At 65.6% G+C, this 18,861-nt stretch carries 19 protein-coding genes; 9 read left to right on the top strand and 10 right to left on the bottom strand.

Going from position 1 to position 18,861, the window contains the following annotated elements; translation table 11 throughout:
• Nucleotides 1-11: 11 nt before the first annotated feature.
• Nucleotides 12-242, bottom strand: a complete 231-nt coding sequence (locus EPD66_RS08710) for a hypothetical protein (protein WP_142848106.1) — start codon at nucleotides 240-242, stop codon at nucleotides 12-14.
• 169 nt (nucleotides 243-411) lie between these two features.
• Between EPD66_RS08710 and EPD66_RS08705 the strand changes: the two genes are divergently transcribed.
• Both EPD66_RS08705 and ade read left to right on the top strand, forming a co-directional pair.
• On the top strand, nucleotides 412-1,263 hold the full coding sequence (locus EPD66_RS08705) for a serine protease (RefSeq protein WP_185961312.1): 852 nt from the start codon (nucleotides 412-414) through the stop codon (nucleotides 1,261-1,263).
• A gap of 80 nt (nucleotides 1,264-1,343) precedes the next feature.
• A complete protein-coding gene (gene ade, locus EPD66_RS08700; protein WP_370511871.1) occupies nucleotides 1,344-3,053 on the top strand; it encodes an adenine deaminase in 1,710 nt (569 codons plus the stop codon).
• 55 nt (nucleotides 3,054-3,108) lie between these two features.
• Here ade and EPD66_RS08695 read toward each other — a convergent pair whose 3' ends face one another.
• From EPD66_RS08695 to EPD66_RS08680, 4 genes are all read right to left on the bottom strand, one after another.
• Entirely contained in the window at nucleotides 3,109-4,077 is a 969-nt protein-coding gene (locus EPD66_RS08695; RefSeq protein WP_142848104.1) for a YihY/virulence factor BrkB family protein, read from the bottom strand.
• A complete protein-coding gene (locus tag EPD66_RS08690) occupies nucleotides 4,077-5,000 on the bottom strand; it encodes a DUF3618 domain-containing protein (protein WP_142848103.1) in 924 nt (307 codons plus the stop codon). The genes EPD66_RS08695 and EPD66_RS08690 overlap by 1 nt, the downstream gene beginning before the upstream one ends.
• A gap of 2 nt (nucleotides 5,001-5,002) precedes the next feature.
• The gene (locus EPD66_RS08685; RefSeq protein WP_185961311.1) at nucleotides 5,003-5,401 is read right to left on the bottom strand and encodes a phage holin family protein; all 399 of its coding nucleotides are present in this window, start codon (nucleotides 5,399-5,401) and stop codon (nucleotides 5,003-5,005) included.
• 108 nt (nucleotides 5,402-5,509) lie between these two features.
• Nucleotides 5,510-5,953, bottom strand: coding sequence for a hypothetical protein (locus EPD66_RS08680; protein ID WP_142848101.1), 444 nt, complete (start codon nucleotides 5,951-5,953; stop codon nucleotides 5,510-5,512).
• Between the two features lie 216 nt (nucleotides 5,954-6,169).
• Between EPD66_RS08680 and EPD66_RS08675 the strand changes: the two genes are divergently transcribed.
• Nucleotides 6,170-6,766: a histidine phosphatase family protein gene (locus tag EPD66_RS08675; RefSeq protein WP_142848100.1), complete on the top strand. Its 597-nt coding sequence runs from the start codon at nucleotides 6,170-6,172 to the stop codon at nucleotides 6,764-6,766.
• An 18-nt stretch (nucleotides 6,767-6,784) separates the two neighbouring features.
• Here the strand turns inward: EPD66_RS08675 and arsC are convergent, their stop codons facing one another.
• Nucleotides 6,785-7,123 (bottom strand): arsenate reductase (glutaredoxin), encoded by a 339-nt coding sequence (gene arsC / locus EPD66_RS08670; RefSeq protein WP_142848099.1) that lies wholly within the window; start codon nucleotides 7,121-7,123, stop codon nucleotides 6,785-6,787.
• Nucleotides 7,124-7,299: 176 nt separating this feature from the next.
• Between arsC and EPD66_RS08665 the strand changes: the two genes are divergently transcribed.
• Nucleotides 7,300-9,531 carry a mechanosensitive ion channel domain-containing protein gene (locus tag EPD66_RS08665; RefSeq protein WP_221930929.1) on the top strand — a complete coding sequence of 744 codons (2,232 nt, stop codon included), beginning with the start codon at nucleotides 7,300-7,302 and terminating at the stop codon, nucleotides 9,529-9,531.
• A 215-nt stretch (nucleotides 9,532-9,746) separates the two neighbouring features.
• On the opposite strand, the gene EPD66_RS08660 is transcribed toward EPD66_RS08665, so the two are convergent.
• Entirely contained in the window at nucleotides 9,747-10,331 is a 585-nt protein-coding gene (locus tag EPD66_RS08660) for a RecX family transcriptional regulator (RefSeq protein WP_142848097.1), read from the bottom strand.
• An 80-nt stretch (nucleotides 10,332-10,411) separates the two neighbouring features.
• Here EPD66_RS08660 and EPD66_RS08655 point away from each other — a divergent pair, with 80 nt between their 5' ends.
• From EPD66_RS08655 to EPD66_RS08635, 5 genes are all read left to right on the top strand, one after another.
• Nucleotides 10,412-11,224, top strand: a complete 813-nt coding sequence (locus tag EPD66_RS08655) for an ABC transporter permease (protein WP_142848096.1) — start codon at nucleotides 10,412-10,414, stop codon at nucleotides 11,222-11,224.
• Nucleotides 11,225-11,347: 123 nt separating this feature from the next.
• Complete coding sequence (locus tag EPD66_RS08650) at nucleotides 11,348-12,526, top strand: aspartate aminotransferase family protein (RefSeq protein WP_255448424.1); 1,179 nt, start codon at nucleotides 11,348-11,350, stop codon at nucleotides 12,524-12,526.
• A 2-nt stretch (nucleotides 12,527-12,528) separates the two neighbouring features.
• Nucleotides 12,529-13,452, top strand: a complete 924-nt coding sequence (gene argF / locus EPD66_RS08645; protein ID WP_142848095.1) for an ornithine carbamoyltransferase — start codon at nucleotides 12,529-12,531, stop codon at nucleotides 13,450-13,452.
• Nucleotides 13,449-14,366 carry an Hsp33 family molecular chaperone HslO gene (locus tag EPD66_RS08640; RefSeq protein ID WP_255448423.1) on the top strand — a complete coding sequence of 306 codons (918 nt, stop codon included), beginning with the start codon at nucleotides 13,449-13,451 and terminating at the stop codon, nucleotides 14,364-14,366. Before argF ends, EPD66_RS08640 begins: the two co-directional genes overlap by 4 nt.
• Before the next feature lie 86 nt (nucleotides 14,367-14,452).
• Entirely contained in the window at nucleotides 14,453-15,043 is a 591-nt protein-coding gene (locus EPD66_RS08635; protein WP_142848093.1) for a hypothetical protein, read from the top strand.
• A 110-nt stretch (nucleotides 15,044-15,153) separates the two neighbouring features.
• Here the strand turns inward: EPD66_RS08635 and EPD66_RS08630 are convergent, their stop codons facing one another.
• The 3 genes from EPD66_RS08630 to folE form a co-directional block, all read right to left on the bottom strand.
• Nucleotides 15,154-16,605 carry a TrkH family potassium uptake protein gene (locus tag EPD66_RS08630; RefSeq protein ID WP_142848092.1) on the bottom strand — a complete coding sequence of 484 codons (1,452 nt, stop codon included), beginning with the start codon at nucleotides 16,603-16,605 and terminating at the stop codon, nucleotides 15,154-15,156.
• 7 nt (nucleotides 16,606-16,612) lie between these two features.
• Nucleotides 16,613-18,064 (bottom strand): TrkH family potassium uptake protein, encoded by a 1,452-nt coding sequence (locus EPD66_RS08625; RefSeq protein WP_142848091.1) that lies wholly within the window; start codon nucleotides 18,062-18,064, stop codon nucleotides 16,613-16,615.
• 125 nt (nucleotides 18,065-18,189) lie between these two features.
• The gene (gene folE, locus EPD66_RS08620) at nucleotides 18,190-18,834 is read right to left on the bottom strand and encodes a GTP cyclohydrolase I FolE (RefSeq protein ID WP_185961325.1); all 645 of its coding nucleotides are present in this window, start codon (nucleotides 18,832-18,834) and stop codon (nucleotides 18,190-18,192) included.
• Between the last annotated feature and the right edge of the window lie 27 nt (nucleotides 18,835-18,861).

Here is an 18,861-nt window from a genome sequence, read left to right as displayed (position 1 = left end):
CCCGATGGGGGCTATTGATCGTACCACTCCGGCTCTTCCGAACGCAGGATGTCGCAGAGCCGGTCGATCACGGTGGGGCGCAGCGGGTCGGCATCGCCCAGCGTGCGCTTGTAGCCTTCAACCCAGCGGCGCGCTTCTGCCAGTTCGGCGGGCGTGGCGCCGGTGCCGATCACTTCGGCCATGCGCAGGTCGTCCATGGGTCCCGCGATGGCCTTGACCTGTTCTCGCGTCAGCTGTTGCATGGCAACCCCCTTCCGTTGACGATGTCTCTTGCTCCTGTCGCTGCCGCCGTTTTTCCTGCCGCATGGCGGCTGGCGGCGGGTCTTCCTAGATGTGTCGAGGCTTGGGCCGGGATCAATGTCTCGAAAGGGGCAAGGCCTTGACGTCACCACCACGGCCGAGGGGACTGGAATGAAGCATTCTCTGCTGCTGTGCCTGCTGCTGGCGGTGCTGGCTTTCCCGGCCGGTGCGGCGCCGCTTGCCCAGGATCACCGCATCACGGTCACCGCCACGGAATTCCCCTGGAGCGCCGTGGGACGGGTCAATAACGGCCTGGGGGGCTATTGCACCGGCGTGCTGATCGGGCCGCGTCTGGCGGCGACGGCGGCCCATTGCCTGTGGAACCGCCGCACCCGGGCCTGGATGCCGGTCCAGTCGCTGCATTTCGTGGCGGGGTGGGAGCGTGGCGGGCATCTCGGTCATTCCCGCATCACGGCGGTCCATCGCGGCGGCTTCTCGATGGAGGGCAGGGGCCTCGCCAACAGCGCCGGGGACTGGGCCTTGCTGGAACTGGCCGAGCCGTTGGGCGAGCAGGTCGGCTGGATGGGCCTCGAGGACCGGCCCTTGCGGGCGGAGGGCACCTATGTCCAGGTCGGTTACAGCCAGGATCGCCGCCATGTGCCCACCGCCCATCTCGGCTGCCGGATGGAAGACGGGCGGCAGGGCCTGCTCTTTCATCGCTGCGATGCCATCAACGGTGATTCCGGCTCGCCCATCCTGCTCTGGCGCGACGGCTCCTTCCGTGTCGCCGCCCTGCATGTGGCGACGCTGGGGAACGGCGGCGAGCGCCGGGGCGGGGCGGTACCGTCCTCGGCCTTCTTCGACCAGGCCCGCGGCCTCGGCGCCAGCCTGACCAGCAGGCCCGGCCCCGAGGCCCGTCCTCCCGTCGATACGGTGCGGCAGTTGCGGGACAGGCTGGGCGTGGCGGAAGAAGGCGAGGCGAGTGAAGAGATGGTGGGGCGGATGATGGAGCGGTTGCGCTGACCCCCGCCCTTCGTGGTACTCCGCTCGCAGGCGGCGCATCCTAGATTCAAGGAACCGGCCCGCAGGCAAAGGAGAGAGGCATGGGAAGCAGCATGAAGCCGAACCGCCTATCGCGGCGCATCGACCAGGCGTTGGGCGCGCGGCGGGCCGATCTGGTGATCAAGGGGGCGCAGATGCTCAACGTCACCACCGGCGAGATCGTCAAGACCGACATCGCTATCTGCGACGACGTGATCGTCGGCACCTACGAAGCCTATGAGGGCGAGGTGGAGATCGATGCGGCGGGCCGCTTCGCCGTGCCGGGCTTCATCGACACCCATGTCCATTGTGAAAGCTCGCTGGTCACGCCTTTCGAATTCGACCGTAGCGTCCTGCCCCACGGCACCACCACGGCCATCTGCGATCCCCACGAGATCGCCAATGTGCTGGGCCGTGACGGGGTGCGTTATTTCCTCGACGCGGCTGCCGCCTTGGCGATGGATTTGCGTGTGCAATTGCCCTCCTGCGTGCCGGCCACCGATCTCGAGACCTCGGGCGCCAGCCTGACGGCCGAGGACCTGCTGGCCTTGCGCGACCATCCCAAGGTGCTGGGTCTGGCGGAATTCATGAACTATCCCGGCGTGCTGTCCAAGGACCCGCAGGTGATGGAGAAGCTGGAAGCCTTCCAGGGCGGCATCATCGACGGCCATTCGCCGTTGCTGGGCGGGCGCGAGCTGAACGCCTATCTGTCCTGCGGCATCCGCAACTGCCATGAATCCACCAGCCGCGAAGAGGGGCTGGAGAAGCTGCGCAAGGGCATGCATCTGCTGATCCGCGAAGGCACCGTTTCGAAGGATTTGCGCGAACTGGCCCCGCTGATCGATGCGCGGACCGCCACGTCCTGCAGTTTCTGCACCGACGACCGCAATCCGCTGGATATCTTCGAGGAAGGCCATCTCGACCACCTGATCCGCTTGGCCATTGCCGAGGGCGTGCCGACGGTCGAGGTCTACCGCGCGGCAAGCTGGACGGCGGCGCAATGGTTCGGCCTTTCCGACCGGGGCGTCATCGCGCCGGGCAAGCGGGCCGATATCGTGTTGCTGGATTCGCTGGAGGAATGCCGCGTCTCGCAGGTCCTGTCCGCGGGACGGGTGGTGGATGACGCGCTTTTCGCCGCCCGCCCCCGTGTCGAGCCGGTCGGCCTGGACAGCATCAAGCGCGCGCCCATCACCGAGCAGGACCTTGCCGCCCCGGCTTCCAGTCCGGAGGGGCCGGTGATCGGCATCCGCCCCGGCCAGATCGTGACCGAGCATCTGACCCTGGCGCTGCCTTACAAGGATGGTTGCCGTCTCGCCGACCCGGAACGGGATGTGCTGAAGGTCTGCGTGCTGGAACGCCACGGCAAGAACGGCAATATCGGCCGGGGCTTCGTCAAGGGGTTGGGCCTGCGCGAAGGGGCCATCGCCTCGTCGGTCGGCCATGACAGTCACAATCTCTGCGTCACCGGGGCCAATGACGCCGACATGGTGACGGCGGTCAACCGCCTGATCGCCCTCGGCGGCGGCTTCGTGGCGGTGCGCGGCGGCGAGGTGATGGCCGAACTGCCCCTGTCCATCGCCGGCCTGATGAGCGACAAGCCCTTCGAGGCGGTGCGTGACGATCTGGAACATCTGCGCAAGGCGGTCCGGGCCCTGGGCAGCCAGCTCCCCGAGCCCTTCCTGCAACTGGCCTTCCTCGCCTTGCCGGTGATCCCGCATCTGAAGATCACGGATATGGGCCTGGTGGACGTGGACCGCTTCTGCGTGCTTTGAGGGGGCGGTTCCGAAGGAGAAGATGGGCGGGCCGGAACCGTCCGGCCCGCCTGCCTCAGTTGTAGGGCTTGCCCTGGGTGTCTGCGGCGGTGGCGCCGCGCCGTCCCATGGGTTTCGGTTCGCCTTGGGTGCTGTCCTTGACGGTCTGTTTCTCGAGGGCGTTGTTGATCTCGGCGCCCAGCAGGATGACGTAGGCGGTCAGCAGGAACCACATCATCAGCGCCACCACCGCGCCCAAGGTGCCGTAGGTGGCGTTGTAATCCTCGAAGCGGCTGACATAGAGGGAAAAGGCGATGGAGCCCAGCATCCACATCAGCGTCGCCATCAGCGCACCTGGCGTCAGCCATTGCCAGCGCGCGCCGTCGCGGCTGGGGGCAAAGCGGTAGAGCCCGGCCAGCAGCACCAGTACCGCACCGAACAGGATCGGCCAGCGCAGCAGCCGGATGGCCCATTCGGCGGCACCGCCCAAGCCCAGCATGCCGACTACGACCGGCAGGATCGCCACCAGGCCGAGCGTGATGATGATGAACAGCACAGCCCCCACCGTCAGGGCCAGGGAGGTGGCGTAAAGGCGGATGAAGCCGCGTTTCTCGGTCTCGCCATAGGTGATGTTCAGGGCTTGGATCAGGCCCATCATCCCGCGCTGCGCCGACCACAGGGCGAGGCCGATGCTGATCAGCATCCCGAAGCCCAAGGCGCCGCCGGTGGAACCGGCGACGCTTTGGGTCTGCTCCGTCAGCAGACGGCGCGCATCCTCGGGCAGCATGGCGGTCAGGCCTTCGATCTGCTGGGCGGCCTGCTGCGGATCGACGAACAGGCCGTAGATGGACACGATCGCCGCCAAGGCGGGGAAGATGGCGAGAAAGGCGTAAAAGGCGACGCCGGGGGCGACGATCGACACATGGTCCTTCTCGAGGTCGTCCTTGACGCGCCACAGCACGTCCTTCCAGCCTGCTTTCGGGATCTGGCGGGGGCTTTCGGCCTCGCCCCCGCGCTCCCGGCCGATGGTCTGCCCCCGTGCCATCAGTGGGGTCCCCCTTGTTTCTGGGCACCCGGCTTGCCGCGTGGCGCGTTCAGGTCGCCTTCCCCGATTCGGCCCGCCGGGGCGCCGGTCAGGGGTTCCCCCGCACCGCTTTTGTCCCAGGCATTGGTGGTGGCGTCCAGGCCGGACTTGGCGGGATAGGCCTTGACGCTCGTGTCTCCCGTCTTGTCGCCCTTGTCCGTGGCTTCGAAGCTCTGGGCGCTGTCGCGGGCGGACTTGCCGCTCGGCTGGCTGCCGATCACGTCTTCCGCGCGTGGCGGAGTTCCGTCCGGCCCTTCACGGCCGGCGGCCTTGCCGCGCAGGGGCGTGGTGTCGTGGATCTCGCCCGCATGGCCCTGCCGCTCCGCCGTGCGGTAGGAGGGTTCGGGGACGGGCATGCCGGTGGGCACGCCGGCCTGGCGCATGGTCGGGGGCGGCGGTGCATAGCCGCTGCGGCCTTCGCTGCGATATTCATCCCGTTCCCGGTCTTCCTCCAGGAAGCTTTCGGCGCTTTCGCGGGCGGATTTGTGGCTGCTTTCGCCGCCCACCAGGCGTTCGGCGGAAGGCGGCGCCTCCAGGCGGCCTCCCTTCCTTTGTTCAAGATGGACGTGATGGCGGTTCCGCACGTCGCCCGCCCATTCCTCGCGCCGACGGCGGCGTACGGCCGGATCGCGCATGCTTTCCATCATCATCCAGCCGATGCCGACGGCGATCAGCGTCAGGGGGATGGGATTTTCGCTGATGGCGCGGCGCAGATTGTCGGTGAAGGTGCGACCGGATTCGCTTTCGCGCAGATAGGCCAGGCCGTCATCGAGCATGCGGCCCGGCGATAGACGTTCCTCGATGGCCTGGATCGTGGCTTCGGCGTGACGGCGGGTTTCTTCGATCTCGCGCTGGATCTCTTCGGGGCTACGCTGCTCGGCCATGATCAATTCTCCCGCGCATGGGACTTGAAGATCTGCGCATCATCGCGGAGCGTCTGTATGGTGCGGCGAGGCGCCAGATTCTCGGCCGAGACCTTCTTCTGGCCGACCTTCAGCATGATGAAGCCAAGCAGCATCACCACCGCCCCCACCAGCAAGGCAGCTCCCCAGGACGGCATCACGGCGGACAGGGCATAGGTCGCCGCCAGAAGGACGAACAGAAGACCGGCGAAAAGCACCAAGCCGCCGGCGGCCATGGAGATGGCGCCCTTGCTGAGCTGGGAAACCTTTTCCGAGGTCTCGGTGCGGGCGAGCTGGATCTCCTGGCGGACCAGAAGGGACATGTCGTTCAGCAGATTGACGAAAAGCGTCGGAATCGACGGATTGTCATGTTCTTGGCGCATCGGGGCTACTCCCTTGAAAGGGGTCGGCCGGCGCATTGCGCCGACACGGAACATTTCAGGGGAACAGCAAATAAGGGCCAAGGTTCCCGGCTCCGCCGGGAAGGGCGCTTAGGAGGGAGGCAGGACGGGAACGGGGTCGGCGGAGGGATCGATCTCTTCGCCCGGCCGCGGCTCCGGCATCAGGGGGCGCAGGATGTCGGTCAGGTAGAGCACGGTGCCGTCGCGGAATTCGGGCGCGATGGGGGACCAGGTGAAATAGACGCCGCCATGGATTTCCAGCGCCTGGATCTCCTTGTCGTCGAGCAGGTCGTTGAGGGTCGCGGCCAGGTCCTCGCTGGCCCCCACATGGATCCAGCGCGGCCGCACGCCCCGGTGCCAGATCACGTAGACGCCCCCCAGGCCCCCCAGCCCATGTTCCTTGGGATTGACGCCGATCAGGCGGTAGAAAACCTTCTTGGGGCTTTTCCGCCATTTGGGATCGCTGCCCTTGAGCGAGGATGCCCCGGTCTGGCCCAAGGCAGGGAAAGCGTCCTTCTTGAGAAAAGGCAACACGGATGATCTCGCTTCTCGAATTGCGTTCCGTTCTTCCCGCAGGTCATCACCTGTCACATTGAGATAATCCCCTAAGGGGTGGAAAATCAATAAAAATTTGAATTCTGAGTTGTGCGCGCCGGACGGAGGGGCCCGGTGATGCTTCCGAGGCCGTTGACTCCGCTGCCGGGCTGTGGCCGATTGATTGTTTGACCAAGAATAACCCCGGGTTCCTTCATGCAGCCGCGTTTCGGCTTGCCCTTGATGCCCTTCTATTTTCTTCGCCATGGCGTCACGGACCATAATCTTGCCCGGCGCATCATGGGCCAGTTGGACATCCCGCTGAACGAGCGTGGACGCGATCAGGCGCGGGCGGCGGCCGAGCTTCTGGTCGGACGGGGGATCGGGCGGATCATCGCCTCGCCCTTGTCGCGTGCCGTGGAGACGGCCGGGCTGGTCGCCTCGGTCCTGGGCGTCGAGGTCGTGGTGGTGGAGGAATTGAAGGAGCGCGGCTGGGGCGTCATCGAGGGCTCCAGCATCACCGCGCGCCCTCACGACATCCTGCCCAGGGGGGCCGAGGACGTGACTCTCTTCACCCAGCGCACCATCGCAGCCCTGGCGGGCGAGATCGGAGAGGGGGCGCCGGTGCTGGTGGTCGCCCATTCCGGCACCTGCCGCGCCCTGCGCCGCCATCTCGGCCTGGAACGGGTGGAGGGACGGGTGCCCAATTGCATTCCCCTGCGTTTCGAGCCGCGCCGGACCGGCGGCTGGCGGGAATATTCCATTCGCGGCACCAGCCGCGTCATGCGGCCCGAGGAAAAGCCGGAAAACTGACCGGCGGTAGCTTTTCCTTTACAGTATCTCCAGCACATTCTCCGGCGGGCGTCCCAGGGCGGCCTTGCCGTTGGCGACCACGATCGGCCGTTCGATGACGGCGGGATTGGCGACCATGGCCCGGATCAGCGCAGCGCGGGGCTGGGTCATGTCGATCCCGGCTTCCTTGCTTTCCTTGCTGCGCAGGAGGGCCTGCGGTTCCAGCCCCAACATCTTGAGGATATTGTCCAATTCCTCGGCGCTGGGAGGGGTCTTCAGATATTCCACGATCTGCGGTGCAATGCCCTTTTCCTGAATCAGCTTCAAGGTTTCTCGGGATTTGCTGCAACGCGGATTGTGGTAAATGATAACGGACATGCTAGGTTCCCTTGAAATCCGGCCGCCCGGCCTGCAATGGTCGGACGTCTTGCTGCGAAAGAGGTAGTATCTTTCTTGCCATGAAGCCGCCTACTGCTCAACCCGGCCGCCTCGGCCTGCTTCACTCGGCCCGTTCCTGGGTCCTCTTCGGCCTCTTGCTCTGGATGGCTGCCGGCTTGGCATCCTTCCCCGCCCAGGCTCAAACCGAAACACCGCCTCCGGCATCCCAGCAGGCCACGGCCCAGGATCTGGAGCGGCTGGTCGCGACGCTGGAGGACGAGCAGGCGCGGGAACGCCTGCTGAACGACCTGCGCGGCCTGCTGGCGGTCCAGCGCGAGACGGCCGCCGACGAGCCGCCCGAAACCTTGGGCGCGCGGGTGCTGGCGGTCCTGGCGGCGCAGATCGATGCCACCTCGCAGCAATTGGCCAATGCCGTCGGAGCGGCATCCGACCTGCCCCAGGCGATGGAGGCGCTGACCAGGACGGTGGCCGATCCGGTCGAGCGGGATCGCTGGCTGGGCGTGACCCTCCGCTTCCTGGGCATCCTGGTGGCGGGCTACGCCGCGCAATTGTTTGCCGAGCTGCTGATGCGCCGTCCCAGCCGGGCGGTCGAGGCACGCAGCGGCATGAGCATGAGCCTGCGTCTTCCCCTGGCGGTGTTGCATGTGCTGATCGACCTGGTGCCGTTGGTGGCCTTCACCATCGCGGCCTATCTGGTCATGCCGATCCTGCAGGTGACCGGCCAGACGCAGGTGGCGGCGCTGATGCTGACCACCGCCTATGTCCTGGTGCGCGGCATCATGGCCGTGGCCCGCGTGCTGCTGGCGCCCCGCGTGGCGGCGGTGCGCATGGTGCCGGTCAGCGACGAGACGGCGGGCTATCTGTGGGTCTGGGTGCGCCGCCTGAGCCAGGTGACCATCTTCGGCTACTTCCTGGTGGAGGCCAGCCGCCTGCTCGGCCTGCCGGCTCCGGCCGCGGCCCTGCTGCTCAAGCTGCTGGGGCTGATGGTCGCCATGATGCTGATCATCTTCATCATGCAGAACCGTCAGCAGGTCGGCATGCTGATCCGTGGCCGTCCGGACATGCGGACCCGCATGGACCGGCGCCTGCAGGGCCTGCGCAACCGCCTGGGGGATGTCTGGCATGTGCTGGCCGTGCTCTATGTGGTGGTCCTGTTCGGCATCTATGCCCTGGACGTCGAGGGCGGCTTCGCCTTCGTCATCCGCGCCACGGTCCTGTCGGCGGTGATCATCGCCCTCGCGCTGCTGGTCGCCGCGGGGCTGCACAAGCTGGTCGGCCGCGCCTTCGCCATCTGCAAGGACATGAGCCGGGAATTCCCGCAGCTCGAAGCCCGCGCCAATCGCTATCTGCCGGTGCTGCATACGGCGTTGCGCCTGTTCGTGGCCCTGTTCACCGTCCTGGCGCTGCTGCAGGCCTGGGGGCTGGACGGCCTGGCCATGCTGGGGACCCCCGCCGGCGGGCGCATGGTTTCGGCGGTCATCACCATCTCCATCGTGCTGATCATCGCCCTGGTGGTCTGGGAATTGGTGAGTTCCGCCATCGAGCGCTATCTCGGTCAGGTCGACGAGCAGGGCAATGCGGTCATCCGCAGCGCCCGCGCCCGTACCCTGCTGCCGCTGGCGCGTAACGCCCTGCTGGTGCTGATGGTGGTGATGGTTTCGCTGATCGTGCTGGCCGAACTGGGCATCAACATCGCGCCGCTGCTGGCCGGTGCCGGTGTGATCGGTCTGGCCGTCGGCTTCGGCGCCCAGACGCTGGTCAAGGACATCATCACCGGTGCCTTCATCCTGTTCGAAGACACCATCTCGGTGGGTGACGTGATCGACCTGGGCAACGGCCATTCCGGCTCCGTCGAGGGCATCTCGATCCGCACCATCCGTCTGCGTGACGTTCATGGCTCGGTCCATACGGTGCCCTTCAGCTCGGTCGGCTCCATCAAGAACCTGACCCGCGAATTCTCGTTCTACCTGCTGGAAGTGGGCGTGGCCTATCGCGAGGACACCGACGAGGTGGTCCAGGTGCTGCAGGAAATCCTGGAGGAAATGCGTCAGGACGAGACCTGCGGGCCGAAGATCCTGGAGCCGCTGGAAGTGCAGGGCGTCGATCGCTTCACCGACTCGGCGGTCATCATCCGTGCGCGCATCAAGACCCTGCCGATCCAGCAATGGGCGGTGGGCCGCGAGTTCAACCGCCGCATGAAGAAGCGCTTCGACGAGCTGGGGATCGAGATTCCCTTCCCGCACACGACCATCTATTTCGGCGAGGACAAGAAGGGCAATGCCCCGCCAGCCCGCCTGCGCCTGGAACGCGATCCGCAGTCCGGTCAGGATGGTCCCTCCGGCGTCTCGCGGAAAAGCGAGGAAGAGGCTGTCGGGGCGAGTACTTAAGTCGCGCCCGTGCCCGCCGAGGAGAAACCCTTGGCGGGCACGGGGGAGAGCCACCTGAAAAGCCTATGGTCCGCCTCTATCCTTCGAGACGGGCCTTTCGTCCCTCCTCAGGATGAGGCTATTTCAGAGGAGCAGGAAAGGTGGCGGGATAGCCTCATCCTGAGGAGGCCGTAGAGCGGCCGCCTCGAAGGGTGGGGCGGGCCAAAGACGCGACCTTAACGGTCCTCTTCCTCCTCCAGTTCCTCCGGGTTTTCGGCATCGGCGATTCGTCGCGCGATGCCATGGGGGAAGCCGGCGCGGGCGAGGGCGGCCATGTCTTTCAGACGGAGTTCGTCGCGCCTGTTCTCGTCGCGTTTGTCCGGGCGGCGCCAGGGGCCGAGGCCCCGGCGGCGGGCGAAGCGCAGGGCGGCCGCGAAATCGGGTTCCTCCACTTCTTCCTGCAACTCTTCCAGGGCTTCCTCGATATGATCGGCGCCGACGCCGCGCGCGCTCAGCTTGGCGCGGATGGCGCGGGTGGAATCACCCTGGCGGTGGAGCGAGCGGGTGCGTCCGGCGGCATAGGTGGCGTCGTCCAGCAGCCCGGCCTCCTGCCAGCGCCCGACCAGCTTGTCGATCAGGGCGGCGCCGTTCTCGCGGATCGCCTCGGCATCCTCCTCGCTGGCCTGGGCGGCGCGTTCGACCTTGCGCATGAGCACGCGGCGCAGATTCTCGGAGGAACTGGCGAAGCGTTGCAGGTAATGCAGACCTGCATTCTGCAGATAGGTCTCGGTGATGCGGGGCGGGGGCTTGATCTTGCGCATGGCAGAGAGCATACCCCCAGGGCTTGCGATGATGAAGAGCGAGAGCTAGAACGCATGCTCGAGCAAAGGAGTCAGGCTTTATGAAGGACGTCGCCGACCATTCCCAACCCCGCCCCCGGCAGATGGGAGCGGTGAACTGGCTGGGATTGTGGACATTGTACATGCGCGAAGTGCGCCGTTTCATGAAGGTTCATTTCCAGACCATTTTCGCGCCCGTCGTCACCACTCTGTTGTTCCTGGCGGTCTTCGCCCTGGCCCTGGGACGGGCGGTGCAGCAGGTGGGCGGCGTCAGCTTCATGGAATTCCTGGCACCGGGCCTGATCATGATGGCGATGGTGCAGAACGCCTTCGCCAATACCTCGTCCTCGCTGATCATCTCCAAGGTACAGGGCAATATCGTCGACGTGCTGATGCCGCCGCTCAGCCCGGCCGAGCAGACCATCGGCTTCGCCATGGGCGGCGTGTCGCGCGGCGTGGTGGTCGGCGTCGCCGTGGCGATTTCCATGTCGATCTTCGTCGAGCTACATCTGCACAACGCGTTCTTCATCCTCTATCACGGCATCATGGCCTCGCTGATGCTGTCCCTGCTGGGGATGATCGGCGGCATCTGGGCCGACAAGTTCGACCACATGGCGGCGGTGACTAATTTCATCATTACGCCGCTGTCCTTCCTGTCGGGCACCTTCTATTCCATCGAGCGTCTGCCGGATGGCTTCCATGCCTTCGCCCTGGCCAATCCCTTCTTCTACATGATCGACGGTTTCCGCTACGGCTTCATCGGTCATGCGGACGGCTATCCGCTGACCGGCGTCGTGGTGGTGGGCGTGGTCAATCTGCTGCTGGCCGGCGTGGCTTATTGGATGTTCCGGGCCGGGTACAAGCTGAAGGCCTGAGGGAGGGAAGGCTTCCCTCCCTTTCCTGCGTTGACAGAAACGGAAAATCCGCCCATATTCTGCCGCTTTCCATGAGCGCCGCGGTCTAAACCGCATGTCTAGACTGCGCTTGGGAGAGTGATCGTGATACCAGTCGTTATGCCGACCTACGGACGGGCCGATATTGCCTTTGAACGGGGCGAAGGCCCCTATCTGTTCACGGCGGAGGGACGACGATATCTCGACTTCGGCTCGGGCGTGGCGGTGACCGCGCTGGGCCATGCCCATCCCCATCTCGTCGCGGCGCTGAAGGACCAGGCCGAAAAGCTGTGGCATTGCTCGAACCTGTACCGCGTGCCGGGCCAGGAAAAGCTGGCCGCGCGGCTGGTCGAGCACAGCTTCGCCGACACCGTCTTCTTCTGCAATTCCGGCGCCGAGGCGATGGAAGCCTGCCTGAAGATGGTCCGCAAGTACCACGACCATGCGGGCAATCCGCAGAAATACCGCGTGATCGTGGCGAAGAATGCCTTCCACGGCCGGACCTTCGCCACCATCGCCGCCGGCGGCCAGGAAAAGCACCTCAAGGGCTTCGACCCGCATATGCCGGGCTTCGATCACGTGCCCTATGGCAACCTGAACGAGCTGCGCAACGCCATCACCGAGGAAACCGCTGCGATCCTGGTCGAGACGGTCCAGGGCGAGGGCGGCCTGCGGGTGGCCGATCCCGAATATCTGCGCGGCCTGCGCCGAGTGGCCGACGAATACGGCCTGCTGCTGGTCTTCGACGAGGTCCAGACCGGTATGGGGCGTACCGGCAAGCTGTTCGCCCATGAATGGGTCGGGGTCACGCCGGACATCATGGGCACCGCCAAGGGCCTGGGCGGCGGCTTCCCCGTCGGCGCCTGCCTGGCGACGGAACGCGCCGCCAGCGGCATGACGCCCGGCACCCATGGCAGCACCTTCGGCGGCAATCCGCTGGCCATGGCCGCGGCCAATGCCGTGCTGGACGTGATGCTGGAAGACGGTTTCTTCGAGCGCGTCCAGGCCATCGGCGCCCATCTCCAGGCCGAACTGGAGAAGCTGGTGGCGGCCCATCGGGACGTTTTCGTGGAATTGCGCGGCAGGGGCCTGATGCTGGGCCTGCGCTGCGTCGACGGCCTGACCAACGGCGATCTCGTCGCGCGGCTGATGGCCAACGGCCTGCTGACCGTGCCGGCGGGGGACAACGTGGTGCGTCTGCTGCCGCCCCTGATCATCGAAGAAAGCCATGTGGCCGAGGCTTTGGAGATCATCACCCGTACTTTGAACGAGACAGCGACTTGAAAATGACCAAGATCGACGGCGCTGCGCCGCCCAAGCACTTCCTTGACCTCGACCGCTTCGACACGGCGACCCTGCGAGGGATCCTCGACATGGGCCAAGCCTTCCGACGCGGTGAGAAGGTGGCGCCGGGCAAGCCGCTGGCCGGCAAGATGTTGGCGATGATCTTCGAGAAGCCCTCGACCCGCACCCGCGTTTCCTTCGAAGTGGGCATGAAGCAATTGGGCGGCGACGTGATCGTCCTGTCCCAGCAGGGCAGCCAATTGGGCCGGGGCGAGACCATCGCCGATACCGCCCGCGTGCTGTCGCGCTATGTGGACGCCATCATGATCCGCACCGACGATCCGGCGAAGATCGAGGAAATGGCGGCCTTCGCCTCGGTGCCGGTGATCAACGGCCTCAGCGACGCCACCCATCCCTGCCAAGTCATGGCCGACATCATGACCTTCGAGCAGCATCGCGGCCCCCTGGACGGCCGCGTAGTGGCCTGGACCGGCGACGGCAACAACGTGGCGCATAGCTGGATCCAGGCGGCGGCGCATTTCGATTTCGAGATGCGCGTGGCCTGCCCGGACGGATTGATGCCCAAGGCCTCGATCATCGAGTCCGCCCGGGCCAAGGGGGCGCGGGTGGTGCTGACCAACGATCCGCGCGAAGCGGTGCGCGGGGCTCATTGCGTCCTGACCGATACCTGGGTCTCGATGGGCTGCCAGGACACGAATCGACATAACGTCCTTGCGCCGTATCAGGTGAATGACGATTTGATGGCACTGGCCGATGCCTCGGCCTTGTTCATGCATTGTCTGCCTGCCCACCGTAATGAAGAAGTCACCGATTCGGTTATGGATGGTCCGCAATCGGTGGTGTGGGACGAGGCGGAAAACCGCCTGCACGTCCAGAAAGGTATTCTGAGCTGGTGTCTATCGTGAGCCAAATCCGCAACGACGACCTGATCCTGCCCTTCCAGATTTCCGCCAATGCCTTCCGCGGCCGCATCGTGCGCCTGGGCAAGGCGGTCGACGAGGTGCTTGCCGGTCACAACTATCCCAAGCCGGTGGCCGTGCTGCTGGGCCAGGCCCTGGCGCTGGGGGCGGCGCTGGCCGGGGCGTTGAAATATGATGGCATCTTCACCCTGCAGATCCAGGGCGACGGGCCGGTCAACCTGCTGGTCGCCGACATCACCAGCAGCGGCAACCTGCGCGGCTATGCCCGCTTCGACGAGGCCAAGGTCACCCGCATGGGCGACGTCTCGGGCATCGAGTTGCTGGCGCTGCTGGGCAAGGGCTATATCGCCTTTACGGTGGACCAGGGGGCCGATACCGACCGCTACCAGGGCATCGTCGAACTGACCGGCAAGACGCTGGCCAATGCGGTGGAAGCCTATTTCCGCCATTCCGAGCAATTGGAAAGCGTGGTCAAGGTCGCCGCTGGCCCGGTGCATGACGGCCATGGCTGGCGGGCCGAGGCGATCCTGCTCCAGCGCATGCCGCTGGGCGGGCAGAGCCCGATCCTGACCACGGAAGAGGCCGAAGAGGCCTGGAACCGTGCCGGGATCCTGCTGGGTAGCGTCACCCAGGAAGAGCTGCTCAATCCCGGCCTGGATGCCGACAAGCTGCTCTATCGCCTGTTCCATGCCGAGGATCTGGTGATCCACGAGGGCCAGCAATTGCAGGCGAAATGCCGCTGCTCGGCCGAACGCGTCTCCTCCACCCTGAAATCCTTCCCCCGCGAGGAGGTGGACAGCATGAAGGACGAGGAGGGCAAGGTCGTGGTGGTCTGCGAATTCTGCAAGACCTCCTATGTCTATGGGCAGGACGACCTGGACCGGCTGTATTCTTCGTAGGGCCCAGGTCCGGGAGCGCTTGACCGCTGCGGAAAGGCGGGCCAAGAATGGCGATCTGTCTTCACCATTTTCGGGTCCCGCCTCTCATGTTCGCACGACAGTCCCGTCTGGTCCTTGCCGTCGCGGCGGCGCTGCTGGTGGCCGGTTGCGCCCAGCCCAGCCCGGTGCAGCGCCTACCCGAACTCAGCTTCGCGCATTTGCAGGCCTATCGCCTGGATGTGGGCCAGTTGGAAATCGCCAATCAATACACCGCCACGGGCCAGCCGCCGCATGTGGAGCACCTGATGCCGGTCTCTCCGGCCCAGGCCGCCCAGCGCTGGGCGCAGGACCGGCTGCAGCCTATCGGCCGTGAGGGTACCGCCCGCTTCGTCATCGAGCAGGCCAGCGTCACCGAAGAGATCCTGCCCACCGACCGGGGCGTGACCGGCCTGTTCAAGCGCGAGCAGGAAGCCCGCTACGATGCCAATCTGCGCGTCTCGCTGCAGATCCTCGACAACCGCCGCATGCCGGTGGCCGAAATCACCGCCCAGGCCTCGCGCTCGCGCACCGTTCCCCAGGGCCTGACCCTGAACGAGCGCGACAAGATCTGGTACGAGATGGTCGAGAACCTGACCAGCGACCTCAATGCCCGCCTGGAAGTCCTGATGGGGCAGTATATGGCCCGTTGGATCCAGTAGGTCTTTCCCGGGACAGAGAAGGGCGGCTTCGGCCGCCCTTTTTTATTGCGATACAGCGAAGAGGGTGGGGCCTTGAGCGCCGCACCTCCTTCGAGACGGGCCTGCGGTCCTCAGTTCCGCCAGAAGGTCGGCACGAACAGCACCAGCACGGTGAACAATTCCAGCCGCCCCAGCACCATGCCGACCGACAGGAACCATTTCGCCACGCCGGGAAGGTCGGCATAGGTCTGGCCCGGCCCGATGGTGGCGCCGATGCCGGGGCCGACATTGGCCAGGGCGGCGGCGGCGCCCGAGACCGAGGTGGCGAAATCCAGCCCCATGAAGGCCAGCCCCATGGCCAGCACGGCGTAGGACAGGGCGAAAACGAACAGAAAGCCCATGACCGAATCCATCACGGAATCGGGAATGCTGCGGCGGTTGTAATAGGGGATGACCACGGAATGGGGGCGCAGCAGGCGCTGGAGCTGGGCCTGGGCGCCGGCGACCAGGATCTGGACGCGGAAGACCTTGATGCCTGCCGTGGTCGAGCCCGCGCAGCCGCCCACCAGGGCGATGAAGAACAGGATCGCCAGCGGCAATCCCGCCCAGTGGGACCAGTCGATGGTGAAGAAACCGGTGCCGGTCATCACCGAGACGGTGGTGAAGGCGCCATAGCGCAGGGCGGCCAGCATCTCCAGGTCCTGGCTGATCCACAGCCACAGCGACAATCCCGATGTGGCCAGCAGCAGGATGCCCAGATACCAATGCACCTGCTGATCCCGCAGGGCACCCCGCCTGCGGTTCTGAAGGATCAGCAGGAAGAACAGGAAGGGCATTCCCCCCAGCAGCATGCCGATGGTGATGATGACCTCGATCAGGCCGTTGTTGAAGGAACCGACCGAGGCATCGGAGGTCGAGAAGCCGCCGGTCGAGATGCTGGTCATGGCATGGACCAGGGCCTCGAAGCCGCTCATCCCGGCCAGGGACAAGGCGATGGTCAGGGCCAGGGTCAGGCCGGCATAGACCAGGGCCAACGAGGTGGCGACGCGGGCGGCGCGGGGGGCGATCTTCTCCGAGGCGTCGGCGCCTTCCAGGCGGAACATCTGCATGCCGCCGATATTGAGCAGCGGCAGCACCGCGACGGCCAGCACGATCACGCCGATGCCGCCCAGCCATTGCAGGATGGCCCGCCACAGCAGCAGGCCCGGCGGCAGGGTATGCAGGTCGCTCAGCACCGTGGCGCCGGTGGTGGTCAGGCCCGACATGGCCTCGAAATAGGAATCGGTGCGCCCCATGCCCTGGCCGGAGAAGTAGAAGGGCAGGGCGGCAAAGGCGGCCGTCACCACCCAGGCCAGGGTGGCGGTCAGGAAGGTCTGGCGGATGTTCAGCTCGACCGGCCCCGTGCGGCAGGTCAGCACCGCCGCCAGCCCGACGAACAGGGTTGCGGCACCGGCGGCGGCAAAGACCAGCCAGTCTTCGTTCCCGGCCAGCAGGTCGAGTGCGGCGGGCAGCGACATGGACACAGCCAAGGTGATGAGCAACAGGCCCAGGATCAGGCCGACGGGACGGATATCGAACGCCATGGCCGGTTCATCCCCGCCAGAAATTGGGCGAGAGCAGGACCAGGATGGTCATCAGCTCCAGCCGGCCCAGCAGCATGGCGAAGGACAACAGCCACTTCGCCGAGTCGGGCAAGGGTTGGAAATTGCCGGCCGGGCCGATGGTCTCGCCCAGGCCCGGGCCGACATTGCTGATCGCCGTAGCCGAACCCGACAGGGCGGTGATGAAGTCCAGCCCCAGCATGGACAGGGCCAGGGTCAGCAGGGCGAAGGTGAGGAAGTACAGCACCATGAAGCCCAAGACGGAGCGCACGACCGCGTCGGAAATGTTCTGCTTGTTGAAGTCGATGACGAAGACGCCATGGGGATGGAGCAGCCGCTTCAGATGCACCCCGGCCTGGGCGAACAGCACCTGGTAGCGGAAGATCTTGATGCCGCCCGCCGTCGAGCCGGTACAGCCGCCGATGAAGGTCAGGATGAAGAAGATGACCTGGGCGAAGCCGCCCCAGGCGTTGTAATCGGTCGAGGCGAAGCCGGTGGTGGTGACCACCGAGACGATGTTGAAGGTGGCATGGCGGAAGGCGTCGTGGACGGAATAGTCGCTGTTCGCCCACAGCCACAACCCCATCAGGGCGGAGAAGAACAGGGTGAAGGAAATGTACCAGCGCACCTGCATGTCCCATAGCAGCGCCCAGCGGTTATGTTTCCAGGGCGTGATGAACAGGATGAAGGTGGTGCCCCCGGCCAACATGAAGATCACGGACAGCCATTCGATCACCGGGTCCTGATAGAGGCCCATCGAGGAATCGGAATTGGCGAAGCCGCCGGTCGAGATGGTGGACATGGCGTGGCAGATGGCGTCGAAACCGCTCATCCCGGCCAGGTAGAAGGCGAAGGCGCAGACGACCGTGAAGAGGACATAGACGATGAAGATGGCGCTGGCGATCTGCGACACGCGCGGGCGTACTTTCTCGGTCTTGTCCGAGCTTTCCATGCGGAAGAGCTGCATCCCGCCGATGCGCAGGATCGGCAGCAGGGCGACGGCCATGACGATGATGCCGATGCCGCCCAGCCAATGCAGCAGGACGCGCCACAGCAGGATGCCCATGGGCGCATCGTCCAGTCCGCTCATCACCGTCGCGCCGGTGGCGGTGATGCCCGATGTCGCCTCGAAGACGGCATCGACCAGCGTCATGTCCATTTCGGAGAAAAAGAAGGGGGCCGCGCTGAAAAGGCTGCAGAGGATCCAGCTCGAAGCCGTCAGCAGGAAGGCCTGACGGGTATTCAGGTTCAACCGGCCGCTCGGCCGGTTGCCGAGCGCAAGGGCGCTGCCGGCCAAGCCGGTGACGATGGCCGAAGCGATGAACACCTGCCAGTCCAGATCCTGCTGGAAGACATCGACTACGGCAGGCACCAGCATCGCCACCGCCAGAACCAGCAGCAGCAGCCCGTTGATATAAAGAACTGGACGAATGTCGAGCACTAGACCCCATACCTCTCAAGAGGCCACGACTATTGGCGCGGTTTAGGGGTGGTGTCGAGTCTCTTTCGGGGAGAAGGCGGGAGGGGTGGGGCGAGCCCTACCCCTCCGGCCGGGGGAGGGATTTTCTAGACGTTGTTCAGGCCCGAGGCGCCGCCGGGGGTGCTGATCAGTGCCATGAATTCGCGCCGGGTCGAGGCATCGGTGCGGAAAGCGCCGAGCATGCGGCTGGTGACCATGGTCACGCCGGGCTTGTGGACGCCGCGCGTGGTCATGCATTGATGGGCCGCCTCGATCACCACCGCGACGCCCTGGGGCTGCAGCACCTCGTTGATGGTGTTGGCGATCTGGGCGGTCAGCTTTTCCTGGATCTGCAGGCGCCGGGCATAGATTTCGGCCACGCGCGCCAGCTTGCTGATGCCGACGACGCGCCGGTTGGGCAGATAGGCGATGTGAGCCTTGCCGATGATGGGCACCATGTGATGCTCGCAATGGCTTTCCAGACGGATGTCGCGCAGCAGCACCATCTCGTCATAGCCGTCGGTTTCCTCGAAGGTGCGGCGCAGGATTTCCTCCGGATCGGCATCATAGCCGGAGAAGAATTCCTCGTAGGAGCGCACCACGCGCGCGGGCGTGTCGATCAGCCCTTCGCGGCTGGCGTCGTCGCCGGCCCAGCGGATCAGGGTGCGCACGGCCTCTTCCGCTTCGGCCCGGGTGGGGCGGTTGGTGATCTTCTCGGTGTTTTCGGTCCGGTAGCCCTGGGGCGAGGTCACTTTACTCACGTCAGTCCTGTCTCTAAG

The organism is Telmatospirillum sp. J64-1 (assembly GCF_006980715.1).
GTDB classification, from domain to species: Bacteria; Pseudomonadota; Alphaproteobacteria; order Rhodospirillales; family Magnetospirillaceae; genus Oleiliquidispirillum; species Oleiliquidispirillum nitrogeniifigens.
Note: the sequence above shows the minus strand (reverse complement) of the source record. Positions and strands in the feature narration are given on the sequence as shown.